Source organism: Gilliamella sp. Pra-s60 (assembly GCF_009795755.1).
Taxonomy (GTDB): domain Bacteria; phylum Pseudomonadota; class Gammaproteobacteria; order Enterobacterales; family Orbaceae; genus Gilliamella.
The window spans coordinates 22,625-46,595 of the sequence record NZ_WTFA01000002.1 but is presented as its reverse complement, the minus strand read 5'-3'; the positions used below and the strand labels follow the sequence as shown (position 1 = coordinate 46,595).

Sequence of the window (23,971 nt, the reverse complement as noted above, 5' to 3'; positions counted from 1 at the left end):
AAAGAGAAAATAAACCGTTATATAACTTAAACTCGTTTATTTTGATAACGATATTAGCGACTACGGAAGATGATACGTGCTTTAGATAGATCGTAAGGTGTCATTTCAACAGTAACTTTATCGCCTGTTAAAATACGAATGTAGTTTTTTCGCATCTTACCAGAAATATGTGCCGTAACGACATGACCATTTTCAAGTTCAACACGAAACATCGTGTTTGGAAGTGTATCAAGTATGGTACCTTGCATTTCAATGTTATCTTCTTTTGCCATTGGGGCCTCTTAATAATAAATACAAATTAAATATATTTAACTGACTCATCTACCTTATCACGCTAAGCGTACAATAACAAAACAAGAATGATGCTTTTATATCATCTTATTAGTGTGTTATTTGATGATTTAGCAAAGTTAAATATAAACACAAAAAACTGAATTTAAAATATATAAACACAGCGGCGAAATAATGCCGAAAAAACTGTCAGATGTAAAGTTCTTTCTACTTTTTCTTTGTACCATAAAGTCCTTGTGTATGAATATATTGCCAAACTTTAGGTGGTAGCAAATTTTTACAACTTTGTGAGTTGTTGATATTTTGTCTGATCTCTGTTGCCGAAATATTCTCAAGCGGTGTCTGCGCCAAATAGATATAACCATATGGTGAGTCGTGTAAATTTTTTACATTGGTGGTTTGGTGCGTATCAACCCATTGTTGTAATGTTGCATTATCAGTCTTGTCAGCATAACCTGGTCGGCGGCAAATTAGCAAATGACAATAATTAAGCAACGTTTGCCATTTATGCCAAGTTGGCAATCCTAGTAGTGAATCTTGTCCCATTATAAATGCTAGCGGATTTTGGTTACCATGTTTGCGTCGCCATGCTTGTAGGGTTTCAATAGTATAAGACGGGCGAGTCGATGTTTCGGGTAAGATCTCACTTACATCTAATGCAAATAAAGGTAAATCTTCAATAGCTAATGATAACATTGCTAAACGTTGCTCTGTATTAGCTTCTGGTTGTGGTTTATGGGGAGGAATATGATTAGGCAACAAACGAATTTGTTTTAAACCAATTTCATTAGCTAATGAAATAGCAGGGCGAAGGTGTCCATAATGGATCGGATCAAAGGTTCCGCCTAATAACGCAGTTAACATTTATCTAAACCCATAAATTGCATGGATAAACTAAATATAGCATCCCATATTTGCACTTGGTTATCATGCTTTAAGCTAATTTCAATTTCGGTCAATTTTGCGAGTAAATGAAACAGGCTTTTAAGATCGCAACGATTTAGATAGTTTGTATAAATCGTTCTTTTATTTTGCCAAACTTTATACTCATCAAAGGTTTGTTTCAATGATTTGTGTTGCAAACCTTTTTTTAAATTAATTAACAATATTAACTCACGTTGAATAATCCGTAATAAAAATAACGGCTCAAACTCATTTATTTTTAGCTGTTGTAAAATATGAATAGCTCGCTTAGTTTTATTTGCAAGCATTGCATCAGTCCAATGAAAGGGCGTAAATATGGCAGAATCGTTAATATTGCTTTCAACTTGATCATAAGAAATGTTTTGGTCTGGATACAACAATTTTAATTGTGCAATAACCTGTGTTAATGCTAATAAATTCCCTTCATAATAGTAACAAAGTAACTCAATTGCTTTTGGTTCAATGGTTATTTGTTGTTGCTGTAAATGGTTTTTAATCCATTGTGGTAATTGCAAAGTATCTGGTGTTGTACAATTAACCACGACTAACTTATCTGATAGTGTTTTATACCAAGTAGCGTTTTCTTGTGATTTTGTAATTTTATTGAGCGTAATTATTAGTGCAATATCCGGTGTTAAAACCTCACTTAGCGTATTAAGTTTGGCACTAGTACCTGCATTTAATGCGCTATCACCAAAATCAAGCAAAATCAAAGTATTGTTTGAAAATAGATTCATTGCTTGGCAACTATCCAAAATGACCGCCCAGTCAGTTTGATTATCAATTACAAACGTCAGTTGCTCATCAAATCCCGCATGGGTAAAGGCTTTTCGTAACTCTGTTTGAACGTGATTTTGTAAATAAGGATCACTACCTAAAATTAAATAATAGGGTGATCCTAATTTATGGCTAATTTGGTCAGCATTAATTTTAATCATGACAACGTTAATTTACCGCATCAATCGATTTTAATTTACGAATAACTTGTTTAGCAGCTTGTTTAAACATTTCATTTTCAATCAAATCTTGTTCGACTGTTTTTGCTAATGCCTCCGATGGATTATCAAAGAAAGTCCTAAAGACTCGAACATTAATTGGGTATGTTTGTTGACCTGCGATAACAACTTGTGCATCAACCGTTAACACTAATTGATATTCAGCCGCTTTACCATCTTGATAAATCGAAATTGTATTGCGACTGAGGTTTTCGCTTAACATCCTTAATGATGGCACTTTTTCAGTCGCATTACTCGTTAGCGTTACTTTGTTATCGTGTAATAGTTCTTTCATTTCACGAGACAGTCGTCCATAAGGATCATAACTTATATAAGAGAGCGTCTTAAATCGCTCCGGGACTTCTGTCTCATGCTGTAAATGAAATCCACATCCTGTTAAGGATATTGCCAATAACATCAATAAAGCTAAATACTTTTTCATATCTATAACCGCCTAAATTTAGTTATCAAACAATATTAACCAACAACCAAATTTAACAGTTTACCTGGAACATAAATTACTTTACGGATAGCAACATCGCTCAAGTATTTTTGAATATTCGGTTCTTGTTTTGCTTGTGACACAACAAAATCCTGATCTGCATCAGCAGGTACTGTAAATTTGCCACGGACTTTACCATTAATTTGTACAACAATGAGTTTTTCGTCCTCGATCATTGCCGCCTCGTCAGCAACAGGCCAAGTAGTATCATCAATCGACTCATTATGGCCTAAAGCTTGCCACATCACAAAACAAGCGTGTGGCATCATTGGGTAAAGCAAACGAACAATTGCGTTTAATGCCTCGTTCATTAGGGCGCGGTCTTGCTCGGTTTCTTGTGATGCTTTTTGTAAGCGGTTCATAAACTCCATGACAGCGGCAATAGCAGTATTAAACGTTTGACGACGTCCAATATCATCACTCACTTTCGCAATGGTTTTATGTAACTCACGGCGTAATGCTTTTTGTTCACTATCCAAAGCAGCAACATCAAGTTTAGCGGTTTGACCTTTTTGCGCATGTTCATACACTAAACGCCACACACGTTTAATAAATCGGTTAGCACCCTCAACGCCAGATTCTTGCCATTCTAGTGTCATTTCAGCAGGAGACGCAAACATCATAAATAATCGAACGGTATCAGCGCCGTATTTTTCAACCATTTCTTGTGGGTCGATACCATTATTTTTGGATTTTGACATCTTTGTCATACCCGCATGAACTAATTCATTACCCTGTTTATCAACGGCTTTAGCAATTCGACCTTTATCATCACGTTCAATGGTAACTTCAGTTGGCGATACCCAAATACGCTCATTGGTTGGGCTGGTATAATAAAATGCATCGGCTAATACCATGCCTTGGCATAGTAAACGTTTTGCTGGTTCGTCTGACGATACCAAACCAAAATCACGCATTAATTTATGGAAAAATCTAAAATAAAGTAAATGCATAATGGCATGTTCAATACCACCAACATACTGATCGACTGGCAACCAATAATTTGCTGCTTTTTCATCTAACATACCTTTATCATAATTCGGGCACGTATAACGGGCATAATACCAAGATGATTCCATAAAGGTATCAAAAGTATCAGTCTCACGCAGAGCAGGTTGACCGTTTACGGTTGTTTTTGCCCAATTAGGATCAGCCTTAATTGGACTGGTGATACCGTTCATTTCAACATCTTCTGGTAAAATAACCGGTAACTGATCTTCTGGCGTAGGAATGGTTGTACCATCTTCAAGGGTTACCATTGGAATTGGCGCGCCCCAATAACGCTGACGTGAAACGCCCCAATCACGTAAACGATAATTTACTTTACGCTGACCAATACCCAGTGAAACTAATTTATCGGCAACAGCATTGAATGCTTGCTCAAAATCAAGACCATCAAACTCGCCAGAATTAAATAATTTTCCGTGTTCAGTATAAGCTTGTTGTGAAAGATCTGGTATGTTACCGTCTTGCGTTAAAATAACAGGATTAATTGGTAAGTTATATTTTGAAGCAAACTCATAATCACGCTCATCATGTCCAGGTACAGCCATTACTGCACCTGTGCCATATTCAATTAACACAAAGTTAGCGATCCAAACTGGAACTTTTTTACCTGTTAGAGGATGAATTGCATAAAATCCTGTCGCAATACCTTTCTTTTCCATCGTAGCCATATCAGCTTCGGCGGTTTTGGTATTTTTACATTCAGCAACAAATTCAGCAATTTTAGGATCATTTTTTGCCGCTAATTGTGCAAGAGGGTGCTCTGCGGCAACCGATACAAAGCTAACACCCATTAATGTATCAGGACGAGTTGTGTAAACACGTAATTTATCAGCATAATTTTCAACAGCAAAATCAAACTCAACCCCTTCAGAACGACCAATCCAGTTACGTTGCATGGTTTTTACTTGCTCAGGCCAGTTTTCTAATGTATCTAAATCGTTTAGTAACTCTTCGGCATAGTCTGTAATTTTAATAAACCATTGAGGGATCTCTTTACGTTCAACTGGTGTGCTACAACGCCAACAGCAACCTTCAACTACTTGTTCGTTAGCAAGAACAGTTTGGTCGTTAGGACACCAGTTAACGGCAGAGGTTTTTTTATACACTAAGCCCTTTTCGTATAACTTAGTAAAGAACCACTGTTCCCATTTGTAATATTCTGGACGACAAGTTGTTACCTCGCGATCCCAATCGTAACCAAAACCTAACAGTTGTAATTGCTTTTTCATATAAGCAATATTTTCATATGTCCACTTTGCAGGCGCGGTATTATTTTTAACAGCAGCACCCTCAGCAGGTAAACCAAATGCATCCCAACCAATTGGTTGTAAAACGTTTTTACCATTTAAACGCTGATAACGTGAAATCGTATCACCAATAGTATAATTACGCACATGCCCAAGATGCAAACGCCCAGAAGGGTAAGGAAGCATCGATAAGCAGTAATATTTTTCTTTTGATGGATCTTCTGTAACATGGAAAGTTTTATTTTCTTGCCAGTGTTTTTGTACAGTGGCTTCGATTTCATCTGGGCGGTATTGTTCTTGCATGACGAGTTAATGTCCTATCTATTATTGCTAATAAAAATATGTTGCTAATTGTATTGGTTATTGACAAGTTTTACAAACAATATATAAATCACGATATTGATTTTTTGCCATGATAAATTTAAACATCTATTGGTTAAAATAATCGTTATCAGAAAGAATATTGTGTTACACTTGAAGCTATAGAAAAAGCTTGCAAGGGTAAATATAAAGGTCATGAACATACTAGAGGTTATCCCCTAAAAGAAGTATCAAAAATTGTTTGGTAAAAAATATTTATTTTGGGGATGGTTTGTTTTGTGATTAACTTATCAAAGTTAACTTATCAAATTCATCATTAGCATTAGCCAATAAAGAAAAAACATTATGATACGTTTGTTTGCAAAAAATAATTTAAAATGTTGGTATCGCTACTTGATTGCTATTTAACCAAAATTAAATAGCAATCGATGTGATTTAAAATAATGATTGAAATTTAAATTAAAACAGCCTAACCGCCATTAAAAACGCTAGTAAAGCGTGATAGGAACGATTTTTCTTCTTGTTTTGGCATGTTTTCAATATTGGCTTGAATTAGCTGATCAACTTTTTGTGTTTCGTTAACTAAACCTAACTCGTTATAAGCATTACGCATTAATAGCAATGCCTCTTTTGTTGAATCGGTATCAGGGAACATCGATAGCATGTCAGTCACACGATTAATTACCGCTACATAAGCACCGCGCTTAGTATAAAACTGAGCTATTTTTAACTGATAGCGTGCTAATCTATTTTTCAAAAAAACAAGACGTTTTTGTGCATCGGCCGTATATTGACTACTTGGAAAACTTGATACTAAATAAGTAAAGTCCTTAAATGCAGCAGCTGCATAATCAGCATCGCGGTCTGAACGATCAACGTTAAACCAACCTTGGATCATGTTATCATCTTGCGCCATATTTGAAATACCACGCATATAAATAACCCAATCAATATTTTGGTGTGTTGGATTCAACTTTAAAAAACGGTCAATTGATGCAATTGCTAATGGTAAATCAGCTGACTTATAATAAGCATAAATCAAATCAAGTTGTACTTGTTGTGAATAAGGACCAAATGGATAGTTCTTGTCCATAGTCTCTAATACAGCAATACTGGATTTAATATTTCCATTTTCAAGATCTGATTTTGCTTTATTATAAAGCTCAATTTCAGGTACATTTTCAACATCGGGTTTGGATGACGTACAGCCAATTAGCATGCCACTTAAAACAATTGCTAACAAAGAGTGTAAACGTAGTTTCATTCAGTTTTCAATCCAAATATAATTAAACATTAAAGACCATGATTGGTATATAATACTCTAAAACATAATAGCTTAAAATAGATAAATTACACATGCATAAGTTAAAATTATCAACCGAAATTGAACAAACCCAATTAGGAATGCGCTTAGATCAAGCTTTATCAGCGCTTTTTCCTGATTACTCACGCTCAAGAATAAAAGATTGGATCGTCAATAATAAAGTTACTGTTAATGATGTTATTGTCAATAAACCCAAAGAAAGAGTGCTAGGTGGTGAAAAAATTATAATCAATGCTGAAATCGAAGAAGAAACCTATCACCAGCCAGAAGATATAAAACTCGACATTGTTTATGAAGACGACGATATCCTTGTCATCAATAAACCTCGAGATCTTGTCGTACATCCTGGTGCAGGTAATCCTGATGGTACGGTATTAAATGCGTTATTACATTATTACCCCGACATAGCTCGTGTGCCACGAGCTGGTATTGTTCATCGACTCGATAAAGACACTACAGGTCTAATGGTGGTTGCTAAAACCATTAATGCGCAAACACATTTAGTTGATGCACTTCAACATCGTGAAATTACACGTGAATATGAAGCTGTCGCTATGGGCATTATCACTGCAGGAGGCACGATTGATCAACCTATCACTCGTCATCCAACCAAACGCACTCACATGGCGGTATTTCCGACAGGAAAACCTGCCGTAACACATTACAGAGTGATGGAAAAGTACCGCCTACATACTCGCTTACGTTTGCGCTTAGAAACTGGTCGAACTCACCAAATTCGTGTACATATGGCGCATATTGCTCACCCATTAATTGGCGATCCCCTTTATGGTGGGCGCCCAAGACCCCCTAAAGGTGCAAGCGAATCGTTTATTCAAACCTTGCGTGATTTTGATCGTCAAGCACTGCATGCAACCATGTTACGTTTGTATCACCCTATTACAGGCGAGCTTATGCAATGGAATGCTCCAATACCGCAAGATATGCAAACGCTAATTCAAGCCTTGCAAGAAGATACCGAACAACACAAAGACGAACTAGATTGGTAACCAACATGATAAAGTCGATTTTCCCATATTGGATAGCGCCAAAAAACATCCATGCTCTGACCACAACACGAATAGGCGGTGTCAGTCTGGCACCATTTACGAGCTTAAATATGGGAAGTCGAACTGGCGATAATTTAAAAGATATAACCCAAAACCGACAGCGTGTTATACAAGCGGAACAAATACCCAGCGAGCCCTATTGGTTAACTCAAACCCACAGCACCATAGTGCTAGACATATCGCAAAATCCCTTAAAAGCAGCAACCGGTAATATCCCTAATCAAACGGTAGAAGCCGATGGATCGTATACTAATCAACCCAAACAAGTGAGTGTTGTACTGACAGCCGATTGCCTGCCAGTCTTATTTTGTACAACTAAGGGGGACGAAGTTGCAGCAGCACATGCAGGATGGCGTGGATTATGTAACGGAATATTAGAAGAAACCGTCAAAAACTTTTCTTCATCACCGTCAAATATTATCGCATGGCTTGGACCAGCAATTAGTGCTAAAAAGTTTGAAGTTGGTATTGAAGTCAAGGAACAATTTGAAAAAATTGACCGCAATGCACAAATCGCTTTTAAATTAATCAATCCTACTGAACAAAAATACCTAGCTGATCTTTATTTAATTGCGAAACAACGCTTACAAGCAATGGGCATAACTAAAATTTTTGGTGGTGATTTTTGTACTTATACTGAACAAGACAAGTTTTTTTCATACCGTCGGGAAAGCAAAACGGGTAGGATGGCGTCAATGATCTGGTTTGAGTGAGTTTTTTGTAAAAAACAGCAAAATAAAAAATTTAATAAAATCAATACCTTTCCTGACTGATTTTTAGGGTAAAATTAAAATGTCTGAAATTATAGTGTCGATCTTATTTATTGTTCTGATAAAATTTTGGATGAGGATTGATTTTATTGATGTTTTTTATAGCTGTTAATCCCTAGCTTCTTTTTATAAAAAATAACCCGCTTAAGCGGGTTAGTCTCAAAAAATACCGTGTCTTTAATTTGCGATTAAAAATCAATATCCATCCCTAATTGGAATGTCCTACCTGGTGCGGTAAACATTTCTAGGTATTTATAATTTGATGTTTTGTATAATTTATTATTGCTCAGGTAATCCCAGTATTTTTGATCGGTAAGGTTATAAATACCACCACTTAATTTTACGTTTTTAGTGATATTAACATAACCTGTTAAATCAATAATTCCATGGCCTGCAATTCTAAAATAATCATCAGTTGAGTCTTTAATTGGTTTACCATCGTTGTTATATGTTTCACGAGTTGTACCGTCAGTTTTTTTGCCTTTTTGGAATGTTGTTGTCAATGCAAAACCGTAGTATTGGTTAGGGTCATCCCATGCGAGTCCAATAGTGCTTTTTAATGGCGCTATGGTGTCCATTTCAATGTATTTGTCGCCCAAATAACTTGATTTTGATTTGCCTTGGTTGTAGCCGATGGCAAATCTTGCACTTAAGCCATTGACTGATTCAAACCACGTTCCGATGTTAAATTCGCTACTTAGTTCTGCACCGTAAATGTAGGCTTTATCTCGGTTTTCAGATTGGTAGACGATTCGGTTACCGACTCCTACAAAGTTCTTTTTGTAACGAGAATAAGCAATAAAGTTTTTGTATTTATTATAAAAAGCCGCTGTCGATAATGTAATGCCCGCTGTCGGTTGTCCTTTTAGGCCTAGTTCAAAGTTATCGCTGGTTTCAGTTTTTAGATTTGAATCCCCCACAAGTACATACATTTGGCTATGTGCTAAATATGAGCCATATAATTGGTTTTGATTTGGCATTTGTGCACCACGTTTGTATTGTAAGTAAGTGGTGAAGTTGGGGGTAATGTCGTACATGAATGACAGCGATGGTAGGATTTTGAAGTCACTGTTGCTGCTGTACTGTTTGCCAAGTTGGTTTGCGTTGATATTAGTTACGCTCATGTTTTCAAGATGTTGAGGTTTTGTGTTTTGGTATATTGCTCTTGCACCCGGAACTAAATAAAAGTTGTTGCTGTTGTTGATATTAAAACTAATACGGTCTTCAATAAATCCACCTAGTTGATAACTACGGCTGTCTGCTTGTGGTTTTGTGTAATCACCATCAGGGAAGAAATTTCCATATTGTGATTTTGCTGATGTATAAAATGGTGATTCGTCTTTGCCCCATTTTGCATTTAAGCCTGCGCTGATTTTTTGGTTGTCATAGCTTTTTAGTAAGGTGGTGATGAAGTTGTAGGTTTTTGTGTTGTAGTGTGTTTGTGTGTTGAAATTGCCTCTAGATATATGTTTTAGGTCTGTGTTATCGTAAACGTGAGTTTGTTGGTAGTTGATTTGAGTCGTTAGGGTATCAATCCAGCTAATGTTAGTTGGTTTCCATTGATCTTTGAAGGCTAGATTAAAGCGATTATTTTTGCTTTTTTGGTGATCAAGAGATTCAATTTTTTTGCCGTATTTATCCCATGTGTTGTAATGAGCATTTTTTGTTTTTGTGTTGTAATCAATAGTAGTATTGAAAAGGTGTTCACTATTTATTTGCCAACCAAAACCCGCTAATAGTGAATTTGAGTGCCAGTTTTCTGGGTAGTTGTTGATTGAGTCGCCATGATTACGGCCTTGTTGACCATCGCGTCGGCTTAATACTAAGATACCATTTAAGTCGTCATCACCACCAGCCATAGTTAGTCCTTGATGGTAACTTCTATCAGTACTGTCATAATTGTTTTGGTAACCAAAGTAACTTGTTTTACCTGGATATAGATAGTAGCTAGCAGTTTTTGTTTGGAATGATACCGAACCACCTAATGCATTATTGGCGTTACTAACCGATGTTGCACCTGATTGGATATCAACGTTGTTGTACATGTAGGTATCTATATAATCGCGACCAATACCATAAGTCCCAAAACCAGCTCTACCCACTGAGTTGACGCGTCCTTGTGCGATGGGTAAAGGCATGCCATCAATGTCAATAGAAACTCGGTTGGCGTCTAATCCACGGATGTTATAACCTGTAAACCCTCCACGATCCCAACTACTTTTGCCACTGCCTGAGCCAGAAATGTTGCCCGGTGCCGAAATGAGTGGTTGATAACGCATGAGTGTGCCAAAATTAGTGCCACCATCGCGTCTGATATCTTGTTCTGATATTTCCGTTTTGCTGCCGGGCTTTTTTGTTGCTTCGTGCGCAGTAACTGTCATGACGTCATTGTATTTTTCATTGTCATTATTTTCTGCTGCAATTGTTGGCATGGCAAAGGATAAACTAAAAGCTAATGCACTAGTTTTTTTTAAATGAGTAAAGTTAAGCATTTTATTCCTTTCAAACATAATAAATTAAATAATACGCTTCAATTGCTTCGCTTAAAATTGTTATAAATCAAATATAATTATTATGTTATAAACCATTTTCCCAATATTATTTAGGGTAAAAATGTTGGTAAAGTATTTGCGCTACTTCGTCAACTCTTGGTCCTATACCAAATAGGTAGCTGTCATCGATGGTAATGATGCGATTATTTTTAAATGCTGATGTTTCGGTAATTCCCGCAATGGTATTTAGTTTTTCGATCCCGCCTAATTGTTCAATTGAATATTTATTTAATACGATAATTTCAGGATTCATAGCAATTAAAGATTCTGCGGTATAAGTTTTGTAGCTGGTATGTTTGGCAAGGTTTTCCCCACCTGCGATGGTGATTAGGGCATCAGCTGTGGTATTTTTACCGGCGACTGAATTAGTCCCCCCCATGCTCATTAAAAAAAGCACTTTTGCTTTATTAGGATGGTTGTTGGTTTTTTCTTGAATTTTAGTTATGTTAGTTTTGATTTTATTGATTAGCTGTTGCCCTTGAGTTTGTTTATTTAGTTTGTCAGCAATTTTTTCAATATTAGTATAGAGTAAATCAAGTGTACCTGGTACACGCTGTAATGATAGTACATCAACTTTAGCTTGATTGACTTGGCTGATTATGTTATCCGGTTCGACATCGCTTAATGTAATAAATAATGTAGGTTTTAGAGATAAGATCCCTTCAATATTGAGTAATTTCCAATAGCCAATTTGTGGGAGTTTTTTTACTGAATCAGGGTAACTACTTGTTTTGTCAACCCCCACAATCTGATCACCTGCACCAAGGGCAAAGACGATTTCAGTTAATGCCCCCCCTGCAATTACAATTCGTTCATTGGCAAAACTGTTATTAAAGCTGTTAAGGGCGAATATGAATAAAAATAGCCCGATTTTTAATATAAAATTTTTTTTCATTGGTTAATCTCTATCCTTGTGTTTTTGAAAAAAACACCAATCACTATAATTAAAATGATAATCATTATCAATAAAAAATATGGTGTTTATTTACATTTTGTTACTTTATTAAGAACAATTAAATTGATCTTTAAAGATTTTTTTTATTTTTATAAGACATTTATCAATATAAATATCAAATGGTTATAAAAATAACTAATAAAAAATGTTGCTAAATGATAATAATTATTATTTAATTTATGGAGATTATTTGTTCAAGAAATGTTGTTATGAGATCATTAGATGTTAGTGCGTTTTATGCAGAAAACGCCGCGTTACCTTTTAAAAATCGTTGGGCAGTCATGCCTTTACAAGCCAGTTTACCTTTATCTCCACAAGATGTTGTGCCTCAATGGGAAGTTATCCAAAATACTGCTTTAGTCGGTAAAAAAAGATTAATTTATATTCATATTCCTTTTTGTGATATTCACTGTCAATTTTGTGGTTTTTATCAAAATCCGTTAAGGAAGTTTAATACTGAAACTTATATTGATTATCTATTGAAAGAAATATCACTAGAAATCCATAGTAAAGCGATGCAATCAGCTCCTATTCATGCTATCTATTTTGGCGGTGGTACGCCATCGGCTTTAGCCGCTGGGCAAATTGCACGAGTGATTCGTTATTTTAAACAACATGCTCCTTTGGCTCCCGATTGTGAAATTACAGTAGAAGGGCGCATTTCTGATTTTGATGATGAGCGGGTTGATAGTTATATTGAAGCTGGTGCAAATCGGTTTTCAATAGGAGTGCAAACGTTTAATTCTGAAATTAGGCAGCGGTTAGGTCGTGAATCAAACGAAGCTCAAATTATTAAACGCTTTGAGCGCATTGCATTGCGCGATAGTGTTGCTTTGGTATGTGATTTAATGTTTGGTTTACCCAATCAAACCACGCAAACTTGGCAGCGAGATTTAGATATTGCAAACGATTTGCCATTAGACGGTGTTGATCTTTATTCGCTAAATTTGTTACCGACAACGCCATTAGCTAAGGGCGTTGAGAATAAACGTATCGAGATCCCGTCTGTCACTGATAAGTGTGACTTTTACCATCAAGGCGCTGAGTTTCTTGCTAAGCAAGGTTGGGTTCATTTGACTAATGCGCATTGGGCAAAAAATAGTCGTGAACGTAATTTGTATAATTTTTTAATTAAGCAAGGTTCAAATTTTTTTGCTTTTGGATCTTGTGCTGGTGGGCGCTTAGGCGGGCAATCGTTTATGATACAACGTGATTTGAACACCTACTATGCGCAGCTCGATCAAGGAAGAAAACCCATAATGATGCTAACGGGGAAACCGTTGGTAGGTGAATGGTTGTATCAATTACAAGCCGGTATTGAAAAAGGGCGTATTGATTTAACTCAGCTAACTGAACATTTTCAATTGTTTGATCCTTTGATTCATCAATGGTATCAAGTTGGGCTTTTGCAAAATAAAAGCCATTGTATGCTTTTGACGTTATCGGGACGTTTTTGGTCAAGCAATATTTTGCAAGCCTTGCAACAATTATTGTTACAACTTAATAACCCTGAATATATCCAATTACAACAAAAAATAGCACAAGCAAAACAATCAAAACAATCAAAACATGGTCAAGTTGTAATGCCTCATTCTGCTGTTAAAACAGTAAAAAATCCACATAACATTTAGTCATTAAAGGAATTATTATGGTAGATAAACAATCACTTTTAGCCAACTTAGCAGCTTATATGCAAACCAACCCTGAAGAGTTATTAGAAAAAATTGCTCAGGATCATCATGTTACTTTGACACAAGTTATTCAAGCATTGCCGGATGCAAAAATCGTTGAAGGTTGTCATTTTGATACAATTTGGAATGAAGTGACAACTTGGGGAGAAGTGCTGTTTTTAGTGCATACCGGTGATGTCATCGCTGAAATTTCGGGCGAATTGCCACCGGGATCGTATAGCCAAAAATATTTTAATTTACGTCATCAGACAGGGTTAAGTGGTCATATCAAAGCAGATCATTGTCAATATATTGCTTTTATTGAACGCAAATTTATGAAAATGTCTACAGCGTCAATGATATTCCTTAATCATAAGGGGCAAGCAATGTTTAAAATTTTTGTTGGCCGTGATGAAAAACATCAATTAAAAGCTGACCAACTAGAAAAATTCAGAGCATTATCTAAAAGAATTGATTGATTTTAAGAAGTTAATATTATGAAAACATTATTGATCTTTGGGGTAAGCTCAAAACTTGGAACGGGCTATCAAGTTTTACAGTTAGCAAAGCAAATTTATCCTAATTGGCGGTATATTGTTTTAGTTCGAGATAATGATTTTGCCAAGCAATTATCAAGTCAAGGTGTTGAAAGCTATGTCGGCGATGCGACTGATGTTTCACTTGTAAAGCAGTTGTGTGAGTTAGCAAGTGCAGATGCTACGATTGTGTCAACCTTGGGTGGCGAAACAGGAAACTATCAAGCACAACGCGTCATTATTGATTGTGCCGAGCAAGTTGGTATTAAGCAGATGGTTTTAGTTACTTCGTTAGGGTGCGGCGATTCGTGGCCTACGTTATCAGATAAAGCTAAACAGGCTTTTGGTAATGCTGTAAGGGAAAAGTCATTAGCTGAACTATGGTTGCAAACCAGTACGTTAAATTTTGTTATTTTAAGACCAGGTGGTTTGCGAGATGGTGAAATGACACAACATGCCGAGTGTTATTATCAACAAGAAGTTCATGGATTTGTTTATCGTATTGATTTAGCGAAAATAATTATTGACAAAATTGCCACAAATCAGTTTGAACAACGTGCTTATAGTGTTGTTGATCCTAGTTTGAATGTGACTTATTGATGGGTGGCATGACGTGAATCAATCGAAACAAAAAAGAGGTTAGTGGGTGCAAAATAATGATCATCGTTCCAATCGCCATCGTTCGTTGTTATGGGGATTAATCGGTCTACTTTTGGTACTTGTTTTGTTTTCTGCCAATTTAGGTGCTTTGAAGTTGTCTATCACACATTTAATAAGTAAGCCATTTGATGATCCTTTGTGGAATATTTGGCTTAATGTTCGTATGCCACGCATTATGTTAGCAGTTATTGTTGGTATGGCGTTAGCCAGCTCTGGGGCGGTGATGCAAGGTTTGTTTAGAAACCCATTGTCCGATTCAGGTTTATTGGGTATTAGTAGTGGTGCATCTTTAATGGTTGGATTATCGATTTTGTTTCCTACGGTCTTTCCTCCTATTATGATGCTTTACGGTAAGATGGTTGCTGCGTTTACTGGTAGTTTGTTTATTTGTCTGTTGATTTATGTTTATAGCTTAAATGCGCAATGTAATTTGGCCAAAATGGTTTTGTTAGGCGTGGCGATTAATGCCATTATTGGTGCGATTATGGGATGCTTAAGTTATATTGGTGATGAAATCCAATTACGGCAAATTTCGTTGTGGTCGATGGGTAACTTGGGTAAAGGGTCGTGGGATCTGGTTTTAGTTGCAGTATCATTGATTATTCCTGCTCTGTTTTGTGTTTTTAAATTGTCTCATGAGCTTAATATTCTTCAACTTGGTGATGAAGATGCGCATTATTTAGGTATTAATGTACAGCGAATAAAACGTTATCTGTTATTACTGTGTGCAGTTTTAATAGGAACTTCGGTCGCAGTTAGTGGTATTATTGCTTTTGTTGGTTTAGTTGTTCCGCATATGATTCGCTTGCAAGTAGGGGCAAATCATCGTTGGTTATTACCTGCCTCTGCACTGGGTGGTGCTTGTTTGTTGCTACTTGCAGATACTTTTGCACGAACTTTAGTTGCTCCTACCGAAATCCCTGTTGGGCTTTTTACAAGTTTGATTGGTGGTCCTTATTTTCTATGGTTAATCTTAAAACATAAATAATAGATGGAATCTGATTATGTTAACTGCTGAACATTTGACTTTTAGTTATGCAAATCGCACTTTAATTAATGATGTGTCTTTAACGATAAAAGCTGGTGAAATTATAATTATAATTGGACCAAATGGTGCAGGTAAATCAACACTGTTGCGTTTGTTAACTGGGTACCAAAAACCATCATCGGGAGAGTGCTATTTATTTGATAAGCCGTTATCACAATGGTCAGAAAAGCAGTTATCTAAGGTCAGAACGGTGATGTTACAACAAAGCCACTTGACCTTTCCTTTCAAAGTGAAGGAAGTGGTTGCAATGGGGCGTTCTCCTTATGGCAAGGCCGATTTTAATCAAGCTGTTCAGGAAACCATGTCACAAACTGATTGCTTAAAGCTAGCTGAGCGTGATTACCGTAGTTTGTCAGGGGGGGAACAGCAACGTGTACAGTTAGCTAGAGTTTTGGCACAATTGTGGCAACCGAAGCCAACCGAAAAATTGCTGTTTTTAGATGAACCGACCTCTGCACTTGATTTATATCACCAGCAACAGACTTTAAGATTATTAAAACAACTTGCGTGCAAACAAAAATTAGCAGTGTGTTGTGTTTTGCATGATCTTAATTTAGCAGCATTATATGCCGACAAAATCCTATTAATTAATCAAGGAAAAATTGTTGAGGAAGGCTCTCCTAAAGACGTTTTAACCGCTGATAATGTTGAGCGTTGGTATGGTGTGGAATTGGGTATTTATCATCATCCTGACAATTCTTGTATTCCACAAATTTATTTAATGCCTTAGGGTAGAATATAAACACTAATTAGTAGCTCCATTTTAATCTAAATTCAGTATATAATTTAAAAAAACCATAACAAATGGGGTTATAATGACGAATCAAAATAGTGAAAGTGTTATTTCTGTTTCTCATCTTTTAGAGGCTAATCCAGCATTTTGTTGTCAATTAGATGGTAAAGGCAAAGCTATACCGCTTAATGAACATAGCATTCCTTCTGTTTCACAACCCTTTTGGATTCATTTAGACTTTGCTAAACAAGAAACGGTCAATTGGATAAACACCACTCCCCTAATTCCTGATTTAATTAAAATTGAGTTAGTAAAGCCAAATCAAATATCCAAAGAAATCCGTTTTGATTCGGGGGTTTTAGTAGTATTAAAAGGCGTTAATTTTATTCCCAATGAGCTTCCTGATCCTATTGTTACCTTCCGTTTTTTTATTACCGATAACATGATCATTTCAACTCGACATCAACAAATTTCTGCTATTGCTGAATTAAAAGATCATCTAGAAAAGGGTATTGGTCCTGTGGATGTAGCAGATTGGTTGATTCAAATGTCTGATTTAATAAGTGATCAAGTTAACTTATCTTTTGATAGTGTCCACAATAAAATTATTAAGCTAGAGGATTCTGTATTAAATCAACGTATCTTTTCTTATAAAGAGATCGGTCGAGTTCGTAAACAATTGATCGTTTTACGCCGATTATTGTCGCCACAACGTGATATTTTTGTAAAAATTTCGACTGAAAGAATATCATGGATTGACGATAACGATCGTCAAAGGTTGCATGATATTTCTTATCAACAAAATCATTATGTATCAGATATTGATAGCTGTTTGTTGCGGTTAGCTTCAATTATGGAGCAGATTAATAGCTTTTTGGCCGAATCAACCAATAAACGAATTTACTTAATGTCGCTATTTACCATTATTTTCACACCAATTACGTTTTTAACCAGTTTACTTGGGGTCAATTTAGCAGGTATTCCTTTTAGTGGTGAAGGTTGGTCTTTTGTTGGATTAATATTGTTACTTGTTATTATTTGTATTATTTCGGTTATTTGGCTTAAATATAAAAAATGGTGGTAATTAGGCTAATCTTTTTTGTAAAAAACGAATAAGCGTTTATAATTTTTGGTATTTTTAATGAATAATTGTTGTTATGCAGTCTAATCAGCCCTATCGTTTATTTATTGCTGAAAAACCCAGTTTAGCTCGGGCCATTGCTGATGTGTTACCAAAACCTCATCAAAAAGGTAATGGTTTTATTAAAGCAAGTAATGGTGATGTCGTTAGCTGGTGTATTGGGCACTTGCTTGAACAAGCCTCCCCAGAAGTTTATGATCAGCGATATAAAAAGTGGGTAATTAACGATTTACCCATTGTGCCTGAAAAGTGGATATTGACGCCAAAAAATACGACAGAAAAACAATTTAATATTTTGGTGGATCTCATTAAATCGGCCGATCAAATTGTGCATGCAGGTGATCCGGATAGGGAAGGGCAGTTGTTGGTTGATGAAGTTTTAAATTATTGCCAATTACCACTAGATAAACGCAAATCAATAAAGCGCTGTTTGATTAGTGATTTAAATGCTAGCGCTGTTGAAAAGTCATTACAGCAATTACGCAGTAACCAAGATTTTATCCCTTTGTCTACATCAGCCTTGGCAAGAGCACGAGCCGATTGGCTTTATGGTATCAATATGAGCCGACTTTGTACTATTGTTGGGCAAAAAAACGGTTATCGGGGTGTATTGTCAATAGGGCGAGTACAAACGCCTATTTTAGGGCTAGTTGTTAGGCGTGATTTGGAAATAGCACAATTTGTACCAAAGCCATTTTATGATGTGTTCGCTGTTCTGCAAACCAAAGATAATGAAATTTTCAAAGCCAAATGGCAACCAAGTGAAGCTTGTGCCCCTTATCAAGATGAAGAAGGGCGAGTATTAGTCAAAAAATTAGCCGAAAACGTTTGTCAGCGTATTAACCACCAACCTGGAACTATTGATAAAGTCAGCAATAAAAAGAAAGAGCTTGCCCCGCCAATGCCATTTAATTTATCGGCACTGCAAATTGAGATGGCTAAAAAAAATGGACTGAGTGCTCAAGATGTGCTTGATGTTTGTCAATCGTTATATGAAAAACACAAATTAATTACCTATCCAAGATCAGATTGTCGATTTTTGCCTGAAGAGCATTTAAAACAGATTGCTGGTATAAGATCTGCCATTGAAAATAATTGTCCAGAACTGCAAACCGCAATTAGTAATGCCGATTATACTTTACGCACTAAAGCGTGGAATGACAAAAAAGTAGAGGCGCACCACGCTATTATTCCAACTTTACGTAAAGCAAAAATGGATAACCTAACTGTTAACGAAAAAGCTGTTTATCAAGCCATTGCAACGCAATATTTAGCGCAATTTTACCCCGCTTACAAGTACGCTGAATTACAAATTGATGTTGATATCAAAGGTGGTAAATTTGTTTCTAAAGCTAACCAAATGCTTGATGAAGGTTGGAAAGTTTTGTTTCGAAGTAAAAACAACCAAATAGAAGCTAATAACGACGATAATGAAAGTAATGGTTTATTAACTAAATTAGTTAAAAAAGGCGAAACAGTGCAATGTATTGATACTGAACTGGTTAGCAAAGAAACGCAACCACCAAGGCCGTTTACCGATGCAACACTATTGTCGGCAATGACGGGGATTGCTCGATTTGTTAAAGATCCTGAAATCAAAAAGATACTGCGTGAAACTGATGGACTAGGCACAGAAGCAACTAGGGCAGGGATTATTGAATTGTTATTCAAACGACAGTTTTTAACCCGTCAAGGTAAAACAATACGCTCAACCGAGGTGGGTAAAAAACTAATTTTATCGCTGCCCGATATAATGTCCATGCCCGATATGACAGCCCATTGGGAATTACAATTGGATGAAATTAGTAAAAAAGCATTTTCGTATCAGCAATTCATGCATCAACTCAATTCATCATTGTTAGATCTTGTTAATCAGTTAAAAAACACAAGATTAAACATTCGTGCTTAGTTGTTATCTATTAGTTGTTATCTAAAAAACAGGATGAAAAGTCATGACTATAATTCACCCTGTTGATTGAATTGTTATGGATTGGTTATTTTTCTGATTCTGTTGTTTCTTCTAACATTGAGGTGTTATTTTTATCTTTTATTACTTTAGCCAATTCATTATTTGCTCTTTTTAAAAAGCTGTTATCTTTTAAAATTAAAAGATAAATTTTGAATCGTTTTATTGGTGCTAATGCAAAGCGAAACAATGCTATGATGATGATAAAAATAGTTAAAATAGCAACCATAACATTGATTATCCAAGAAGAACTAAAGATCGTAATTATATTAGATAACAACACAATAAAGGCAAATGTAAATGCTGCACCGCTAAGTATAACTTCTTTAATTAAATAAGGTTTTATTGGTATTATGCTATTATTTTTAATACTAAAATATTGTGTTAATAAATCCAATTGAGTTAGTTCTATAAGGTTATGAACGTCAGCATTAATTAACGAAATAGCAATACTTTCTTTATCAACATTACCCGCTTTATAAAAGCAGACCTTGTCCCAAATAAGTTTCTTTTTGATATTATTTAAATAATCTGTTTGATATTGGGGATGGGGTGTTTTTGCTAAAATATCAGCATATTTAATAATATTGTCAAAAACATCATTTTGTGGACGTTTTTTATAAATAAACGTGACTAAAGAAAGCATAAAAATAGTGATTAAATTGAACCAATTGTCATGGAGTAATTCAGAAATATCCATTTTAAATATTCTCATTAATTAATTGTGTTACGATTTTATCTTATATTGGATAAAATCGGTATTAATTCCGCATCAAAATGAGTATGAAAAAGACGAAAAGTGCTGTTTTCCAACAATCACTACTTTCTTTTTTCTTTATGGGTTGACTTTTGCCTCTTAAAAGCGTATAAATTGCCCGCCTTTTGAGCTTTTCTTCCTTTTTTAGCTATGGAAGTTAAAAACGAGGGTGAAGGGAAGTTGAAATATAAAGTGAAGAGTTCAATTTACAGGAGAAATATGGACACTCAATCGGGTCACCCCAAATGTGGGGGAGATAAATTTAAACACATCATTATCGGTTAATGAACCTGTCTAAATCATCATTTTTTCAGTTCACAAACCGAAATTGATAAAACGGTAATGGTGAACGATATGCATTTTTTTACACGCTATCACACAAATTCAAAACATCAATGCGCACACAGCTTTATGCAGTGTATTTTGCACCTTTCAGAAAAACATTTAGAACCACCGAGTTGTATCTAAATTCTTAATTAACACTTTTGCTAATTAAATTTAATGCTTAGGGCTAGCTATACAAAGTAGCTTTATAGGCTAGTTTTGCTATGCAATAAAATTTTAGCTTATCACAAAATTTAATCACTTATCGTTATTTGATAACAATGAGTTGGCATGCTTTTGCCGAAATTATGAATATAGGTACTAAAGATGACAAAAAATGTATCAAAAAATAAAGCACAAAATAGTGCAGATATCAAAGCTATCAACGAAGCGCAAAGCAGCCTTGATAGTATTTTATCTAAATTTCAATCTAGCCTTTCTGGTTTAACGCAAGAGAGTGCAAAATCACGAATTGAACAATATGGTAAAAATGAAGTTGCTCGCGAAAAGGCGCCGTCAATTTTAGTGCAATTATTAATGGCATTTAATAATCCATTTATATTTGTATTATTAGCGTTAGCTATTGTTAGTTTTGTGACTGACTATTGGTTACCTTTGCAAAATGGTGAAGAGACTGATTTAACGGGGATTATTATTATTCTAACGATGGTCTCACTCAGTGGGTTATTGCGTTTTTGGCAAGAGTTTCGCTCGAACAAAGCGGCTGAAGCCTTAAAATCAATGATTCGCACAACAGCAACCGTATTGCGTCGTGCGCATAAAGATATGACCCCAGAGCGCATTGAAATTCCATTAAGTGAAATTGTTCCGGGGGATATTGTTTATTTATCAGCGGGGGACATGATTCCAGCAGATATCCGATTGATTGAATCTAGGGATTTATTTGTTAGCCAAGCGGTGTTAACAGGGGAATCAATTCCTGTTGAAAAGTATGACACTTTAGGTGCTGTAACGCAAAAAACGACAGATAACATTGAACAAGCAAACATCGACAAAGATAATGCCCTTGATGTCAATAATATCTGTTTTATGGGCACCAATGTGGTTAGTGGTACTGCTACTGCCATTGTAGTTGCCACAGGTGCTGATACGCATTTTGGTTCGTTGGCAAAGTCAATTGTTGGTTCCCGTGCTGAAACTTCGTTTGATCGTGGTGTTAACAGTGTGAGTTGGTTGCTTATTCGCTTTATGTTAATTATGGTACCAATTGTCTTTTTTATTAACGGTTTTTCAAAAAATGATTGGGGTGATGCGGCACTGTTTGCACTAGCGGTTGCTGTTGGTTTAACACCAGAAATGTTACCAATGATTGTAAGTGCCAACCTAGCCAAAGGCGCGGTTGGTATGGCAAAACGTAAAGTGGTTGTTAAACGCCTTAACGCTATCCAAAATTTTGGCGCAATGGACATTTTATGTACCGACAAAACAGGCACTTTAACGCAAGATAAAATTATTTTAGAGCATCATCTTGATATTAATGGACAAGTTGATTCATCCGTTTTAGAGCTAGCTTGGCTTAACAGCTATTATCAAAGCGGTATGAAAAACTTAATGGATAAAGCCATAATTCGTTTTACCGAAGAAAAGACCCGTATGAAAAAGGTAGGTACCGGCCTATACAAAAAAATTGACGAATTACCGTTTGATTTTGTACGTCGTCGTTTATCAGTAGTAGTACAAAATGGAAGTGATAATCATTTGATGATTTGCAAAGGTGCCGTTGAGGAAATGTTATCTATTGCAAGTCATGTTTATGAAAATGGCGAATATTTACCATTAGATGATAAACGTAAACAAGCATTAATTGCTTTAGCGCATGACTATAACAAAGATGGTTTTAGGGTATTAGCGGTTGGTATAAAAGACATTCCCGCTAGCGAAACAAAAGCACAATACACTGTACAAGACGAAACAGCCCTTGCGATTCGTGGTTTTTTGACCTTTCTAGATCCACCAAAAGAAAGCGCATTTGAGGCTATTTCGGCATTGAGTGAACATGGTGTCGGCGTTAAAGTGTTAACAGGTGATAACGAAATCATCACTATCAAAGTGTGCCGAGAAGTCGGTTTAGAACCAGGTACACCATTACTCGGTACTGAAATTGAAAAGATGGATGATGCTGAACTTAAAATACAAATCGAACAACGTACTATTTTTGCTAAATTAACGCCATTGCAAAAATCAAGAATTATTCGATTATTGCAAGATAATGGTCATACCGTTGGATTTTTAGGGGATGGTATAAATGATGCGCCAGCCCTTCGTGATGCCGATGTTGGAATATCAGTTGATACCGCAACTGACATCGCTAAAGAGTCGGCCGATATTATTTTGCTTGAAAAGAGCTTAATGGTGTTAGAAGAAGGTGTAATATGTGGACGTGAAACCTTTGGTAATATCATGAAATACTTAAACATGACAGCAAGCTCAAATTTTGGCAATATTTTTTCAGTATTGGTTGCTAGTGCGTTTCTACCATTTTTACCTATGCTAGCGATACATTTACTCATTCAAAATTTGCTGTATGATATTTCACAACTATCATTACCATGGGACAAAATGGATGATGAGTTTTTACAAAAACCACGTAAATGGGATGCGTTAAATATTAAACGATTTATGATCTGGATTGGACCTACGTCGTCTATTTTTGACATCTCAACGTATGCTTTAATGTGGTTTGTTTTCAGTGCTAATAGCATTGAAATGCAATCATTATTCCATTCGGGGTGGTTTATTGAAGGGTTACTATCACAAACGTTAGTGGTACACATGCTTAGAACACAAAAAATTCCATTTGTGCAAAGCACTGCGGCATTCCCCGTAATTGTGATGACATTGCTAATTATGGCTGTGGGTATTTATATTCCGTTTTCTCCACTTGGTGGGGTAATTGGATTAGAACCATTACCTTGGTCATACTTTCCATGGCTTTTAGCAACCCTATTTAGTTATTGCTGTGTTGCACAATTGATGAAACGGATTTATATTAAACGCTTCGGACAATGGTTTTAATGCACCAATAACAACTGATTAACAATAACGGCTAAGCGATATCAATATCGCTTAGCGATTTTAAAATTTATATAGTAAAAATTATTAAAAAATCAATTTATTAACCATATAATTATAACAAAAGGAAATAATCTATGAAAAAAC

19 protein-coding genes are annotated in these 23,971 nt (G+C 35.8%); 10 read left to right on the top strand and 9 right to left on the bottom strand.

Going from position 1 to position 23,971, the window contains the following annotated elements:
• Nucleotides 1–53 precede the first annotated feature (53 nt).
• The 6 genes from infA to bamD form a co-directional block, all read right to left on the bottom strand.
• Nucleotides 54–272: a translation initiation factor IF-1 gene (gene infA / locus GQ596_RS01885; protein ID WP_025315083.1), complete on the bottom strand. Its 219-nt coding sequence runs from the start codon at nucleotides 270–272 to the stop codon at nucleotides 54–56.
• A gap of 226 nt (nucleotides 273–498) precedes the next feature.
• Nucleotides 499–1,155: a nicotinate-nucleotide adenylyltransferase gene (gene nadD / locus GQ596_RS01880; protein ID WP_160399993.1), complete on the bottom strand. Its 657-nt coding sequence runs from the start codon at nucleotides 1,153–1,155 to the stop codon at nucleotides 499–501.
• Nucleotides 1,149–2,153 carry a DNA polymerase III subunit delta gene (gene holA, locus GQ596_RS01875; RefSeq protein WP_160399992.1) on the bottom strand — a complete coding sequence of 335 codons (1,005 nt, stop codon included), beginning with the start codon at nucleotides 2,151–2,153 and terminating at the stop codon, nucleotides 1,149–1,151. Before holA ends, nadD begins: the two co-directional genes overlap by 7 nt.
• 7 nt (nucleotides 2,154–2,160) lie before the next feature.
• Nucleotides 2,161–2,652: an LPS assembly lipoprotein LptE gene (lptE, locus tag GQ596_RS01870; RefSeq protein ID WP_160399991.1), complete on the bottom strand. Its 492-nt coding sequence runs from the start codon at nucleotides 2,650–2,652 to the stop codon at nucleotides 2,161–2,163.
• A gap of 35 nt (nucleotides 2,653–2,687) precedes the next feature.
• Entirely contained in the window at nucleotides 2,688–5,270 is a 2,583-nt protein-coding gene (gene leuS, locus GQ596_RS01865) for a leucine--tRNA ligase (RefSeq protein WP_160399990.1), read from the bottom strand.
• Between the two features lie 487 nt (nucleotides 5,271–5,757).
• Nucleotides 5,758–6,552 carry an outer membrane protein assembly factor BamD gene (gene bamD / locus GQ596_RS01860; protein ID WP_160399989.1) on the bottom strand — a complete coding sequence of 265 codons (795 nt, stop codon included), beginning with the start codon at nucleotides 6,550–6,552 and terminating at the stop codon, nucleotides 5,758–5,760.
• A gap of 92 nt (nucleotides 6,553–6,644) precedes the next feature.
• Here bamD and rluD point away from each other — a divergent pair, with 92 nt between their 5' ends.
• Both rluD and pgeF read left to right on the top strand, forming a co-directional pair.
• Complete coding sequence (gene rluD / locus GQ596_RS01855) at nucleotides 6,645–7,619, top strand: 23S rRNA pseudouridine(1911/1915/1917) synthase RluD (protein WP_160399988.1); 975 nt, start codon at nucleotides 6,645–6,647, stop codon at nucleotides 7,617–7,619.
• Nucleotides 7,620–7,627: 8 nt separating this feature from the next.
• Nucleotides 7,628–8,392: a peptidoglycan editing factor PgeF gene (gene pgeF, locus GQ596_RS01850; RefSeq protein WP_160400219.1), complete on the top strand. Its 765-nt coding sequence runs from the start codon at nucleotides 7,628–7,630 to the stop codon at nucleotides 8,390–8,392.
• Between the two features lie 245 nt (nucleotides 8,393–8,637).
• On the opposite strand, the gene GQ596_RS01845 is transcribed toward pgeF, so the two are convergent.
• Together GQ596_RS01845 and GQ596_RS01840 are read right to left on the bottom strand one after the other, a co-directional pair.
• A complete protein-coding gene (locus GQ596_RS01845) occupies nucleotides 8,638–10,941 on the bottom strand; it encodes a TonB-dependent receptor domain-containing protein (protein ID WP_160399987.1) in 2,304 nt (767 codons plus the stop codon).
• Nucleotides 10,942–11,047: 106 nt separating this feature from the next.
• Nucleotides 11,048–11,896 (bottom strand): hemin ABC transporter substrate-binding protein, encoded by an 849-nt coding sequence (locus tag GQ596_RS01840; protein WP_160399986.1) that lies wholly within the window; start codon nucleotides 11,894–11,896, stop codon nucleotides 11,048–11,050.
• A gap of 269 nt (nucleotides 11,897–12,165) precedes the next feature.
• On the opposite strand from GQ596_RS01840, the gene hutW reads away from it, so the two are divergent.
• From hutW to GQ596_RS01805, 7 genes are all read left to right on the top strand, one after another.
• Nucleotides 12,166–13,587, top strand: a complete 1,422-nt coding sequence (gene hutW / locus GQ596_RS01835) for a heme anaerobic degradation radical SAM methyltransferase ChuW/HutW (protein ID WP_160399985.1) — start codon at nucleotides 12,166–12,168, stop codon at nucleotides 13,585–13,587.
• A gap of 17 nt (nucleotides 13,588–13,604) precedes the next feature.
• A complete protein-coding gene (gene hutX / locus GQ596_RS01830; protein ID WP_160399984.1) occupies nucleotides 13,605–14,105 on the top strand; it encodes a heme utilization cystosolic carrier protein HutX in 501 nt (166 codons plus the stop codon).
• An 18-nt stretch (nucleotides 14,106–14,123) separates the two neighbouring features.
• Nucleotides 14,124–14,762 carry an NAD(P)H-binding protein gene (locus GQ596_RS01825; protein WP_160399983.1) on the top strand — a complete coding sequence of 213 codons (639 nt, stop codon included), beginning with the start codon at nucleotides 14,124–14,126 and terminating at the stop codon, nucleotides 14,760–14,762.
• Between the two features lie 46 nt (nucleotides 14,763–14,808).
• Nucleotides 14,809–15,810, top strand: a complete 1,002-nt coding sequence (locus GQ596_RS01820; protein ID WP_337189507.1) for an iron ABC transporter permease — start codon at nucleotides 14,809–14,811, stop codon at nucleotides 15,808–15,810.
• Nucleotides 15,811–15,826: 16 nt separating this feature from the next.
• A complete protein-coding gene (locus tag GQ596_RS01815; RefSeq protein ID WP_160399982.1) occupies nucleotides 15,827–16,600 on the top strand; it encodes a heme ABC transporter ATP-binding protein in 774 nt (257 codons plus the stop codon).
• Between the two features lie 85 nt (nucleotides 16,601–16,685).
• On the top strand, nucleotides 16,686–17,687 hold the full coding sequence (gene zntB, locus GQ596_RS01810; protein ID WP_160399981.1) for a zinc transporter ZntB: 1,002 nt from the start codon (nucleotides 16,686–16,688) through the stop codon (nucleotides 17,685–17,687).
• A 73-nt stretch (nucleotides 17,688–17,760) separates the two neighbouring features.
• A complete protein-coding gene (locus GQ596_RS01805; protein WP_160399980.1) occupies nucleotides 17,761–19,653 on the top strand; it encodes a DNA topoisomerase III in 1,893 nt (630 codons plus the stop codon).
• A gap of 85 nt (nucleotides 19,654–19,738) precedes the next feature.
• On the opposite strand, the gene GQ596_RS01800 is transcribed toward GQ596_RS01805, so the two are convergent.
• Nucleotides 19,739–20,410 carry a hypothetical protein gene (locus tag GQ596_RS01800; protein WP_160399979.1) on the bottom strand — a complete coding sequence of 224 codons (672 nt, stop codon included), beginning with the start codon at nucleotides 20,408–20,410 and terminating at the stop codon, nucleotides 19,739–19,741.
• Nucleotides 20,411–21,118: 708 nt separating this feature from the next.
• On the opposite strand from GQ596_RS01800, the gene mgtA reads away from it, so the two are divergent.
• The gene (gene mgtA / locus GQ596_RS01795) at nucleotides 21,119–23,827 is read left to right on the top strand and encodes a magnesium-translocating P-type ATPase (RefSeq protein WP_160399978.1); all 2,709 of its coding nucleotides are present in this window, start codon (nucleotides 21,119–21,121) and stop codon (nucleotides 23,825–23,827) included.
• The last annotated feature ends 144 nt before the right edge of the window (nucleotides 23,828–23,971 follow it).

Bases quoted from the DNA above. Each gene is read 5' to 3' on its own strand.
- infA (WP_025315083.1), bottom strand. From the start codon at position 272: ATGGCAAAAGAAGATAACATTGAAATGCAAGGTACCATACTTGATACA.
- nadD (WP_160399993.1), bottom strand. From the start codon at position 1,155: ATGTTAACTGCGTTATTAGGCGGAACCTTTGATCCGATCCATTATGGA.
- holA (WP_160399992.1), bottom strand. From the start codon at position 2,153: ATGATTAAAATTAATGCTGACCAAATTAGCCATAAATTAGGATCACCC.
- lptE (WP_160399991.1), bottom strand. From the start codon at position 2,652: ATGAAAAAGTATTTAGCTTTATTGATGTTATTGGCAATATCCTTAACA.
- leuS (WP_160399990.1), bottom strand. From the start codon at position 5,270: ATGCAAGAACAATACCGCCCAGATGAAATCGAAGCCACTGTACAAAAA.
- bamD (WP_160399989.1), bottom strand. From the start codon at position 6,552: ATGAAACTACGTTTACACTCTTTGTTAGCAATTGTTTTAAGTGGCATG.
- rluD (WP_160399988.1), top strand. From the start codon at position 6,645: ATGCATAAGTTAAAATTATCAACCGAAATTGAACAAACCCAATTAGGA.
- GQ596_RS01845 (WP_160399987.1), bottom strand. From the start codon at position 10,941: ATGCTTAACTTTACTCATTTAAAAAAAACTAGTGCATTAGCTTTTAGT.
- GQ596_RS01840 (WP_160399986.1), bottom strand. From the start codon at position 11,896: ATGAAAAAAAATTTTATATTAAAAATCGGGCTATTTTTATTCATATTC.
- hutW (WP_160399985.1), top strand. From the start codon at position 12,166: ATGAGATCATTAGATGTTAGTGCGTTTTATGCAGAAAACGCCGCGTTA.
- hutX (WP_160399984.1), top strand. From the start codon at position 13,605: ATGGTAGATAAACAATCACTTTTAGCCAACTTAGCAGCTTATATGCAA.
- GQ596_RS01825 (WP_160399983.1), top strand. From the start codon at position 14,124: ATGAAAACATTATTGATCTTTGGGGTAAGCTCAAAACTTGGAACGGGC.
- GQ596_RS01815 (WP_160399982.1), top strand. From the start codon at position 15,827: ATGTTAACTGCTGAACATTTGACTTTTAGTTATGCAAATCGCACTTTA.
- zntB (WP_160399981.1), top strand. From the start codon at position 16,686: ATGACGAATCAAAATAGTGAAAGTGTTATTTCTGTTTCTCATCTTTTA.
- GQ596_RS01805 (WP_160399980.1), top strand. From the start codon at position 17,761: ATGCAGTCTAATCAGCCCTATCGTTTATTTATTGCTGAAAAACCCAGT.
- GQ596_RS01800 (WP_160399979.1), bottom strand. From the start codon at position 20,410: ATGGATATTTCTGAATTACTCCATGACAATTGGTTCAATTTAATCACT.
- mgtA (WP_160399978.1), top strand. From the start codon at position 21,119: ATGACAAAAAATGTATCAAAAAATAAAGCACAAAATAGTGCAGATATC.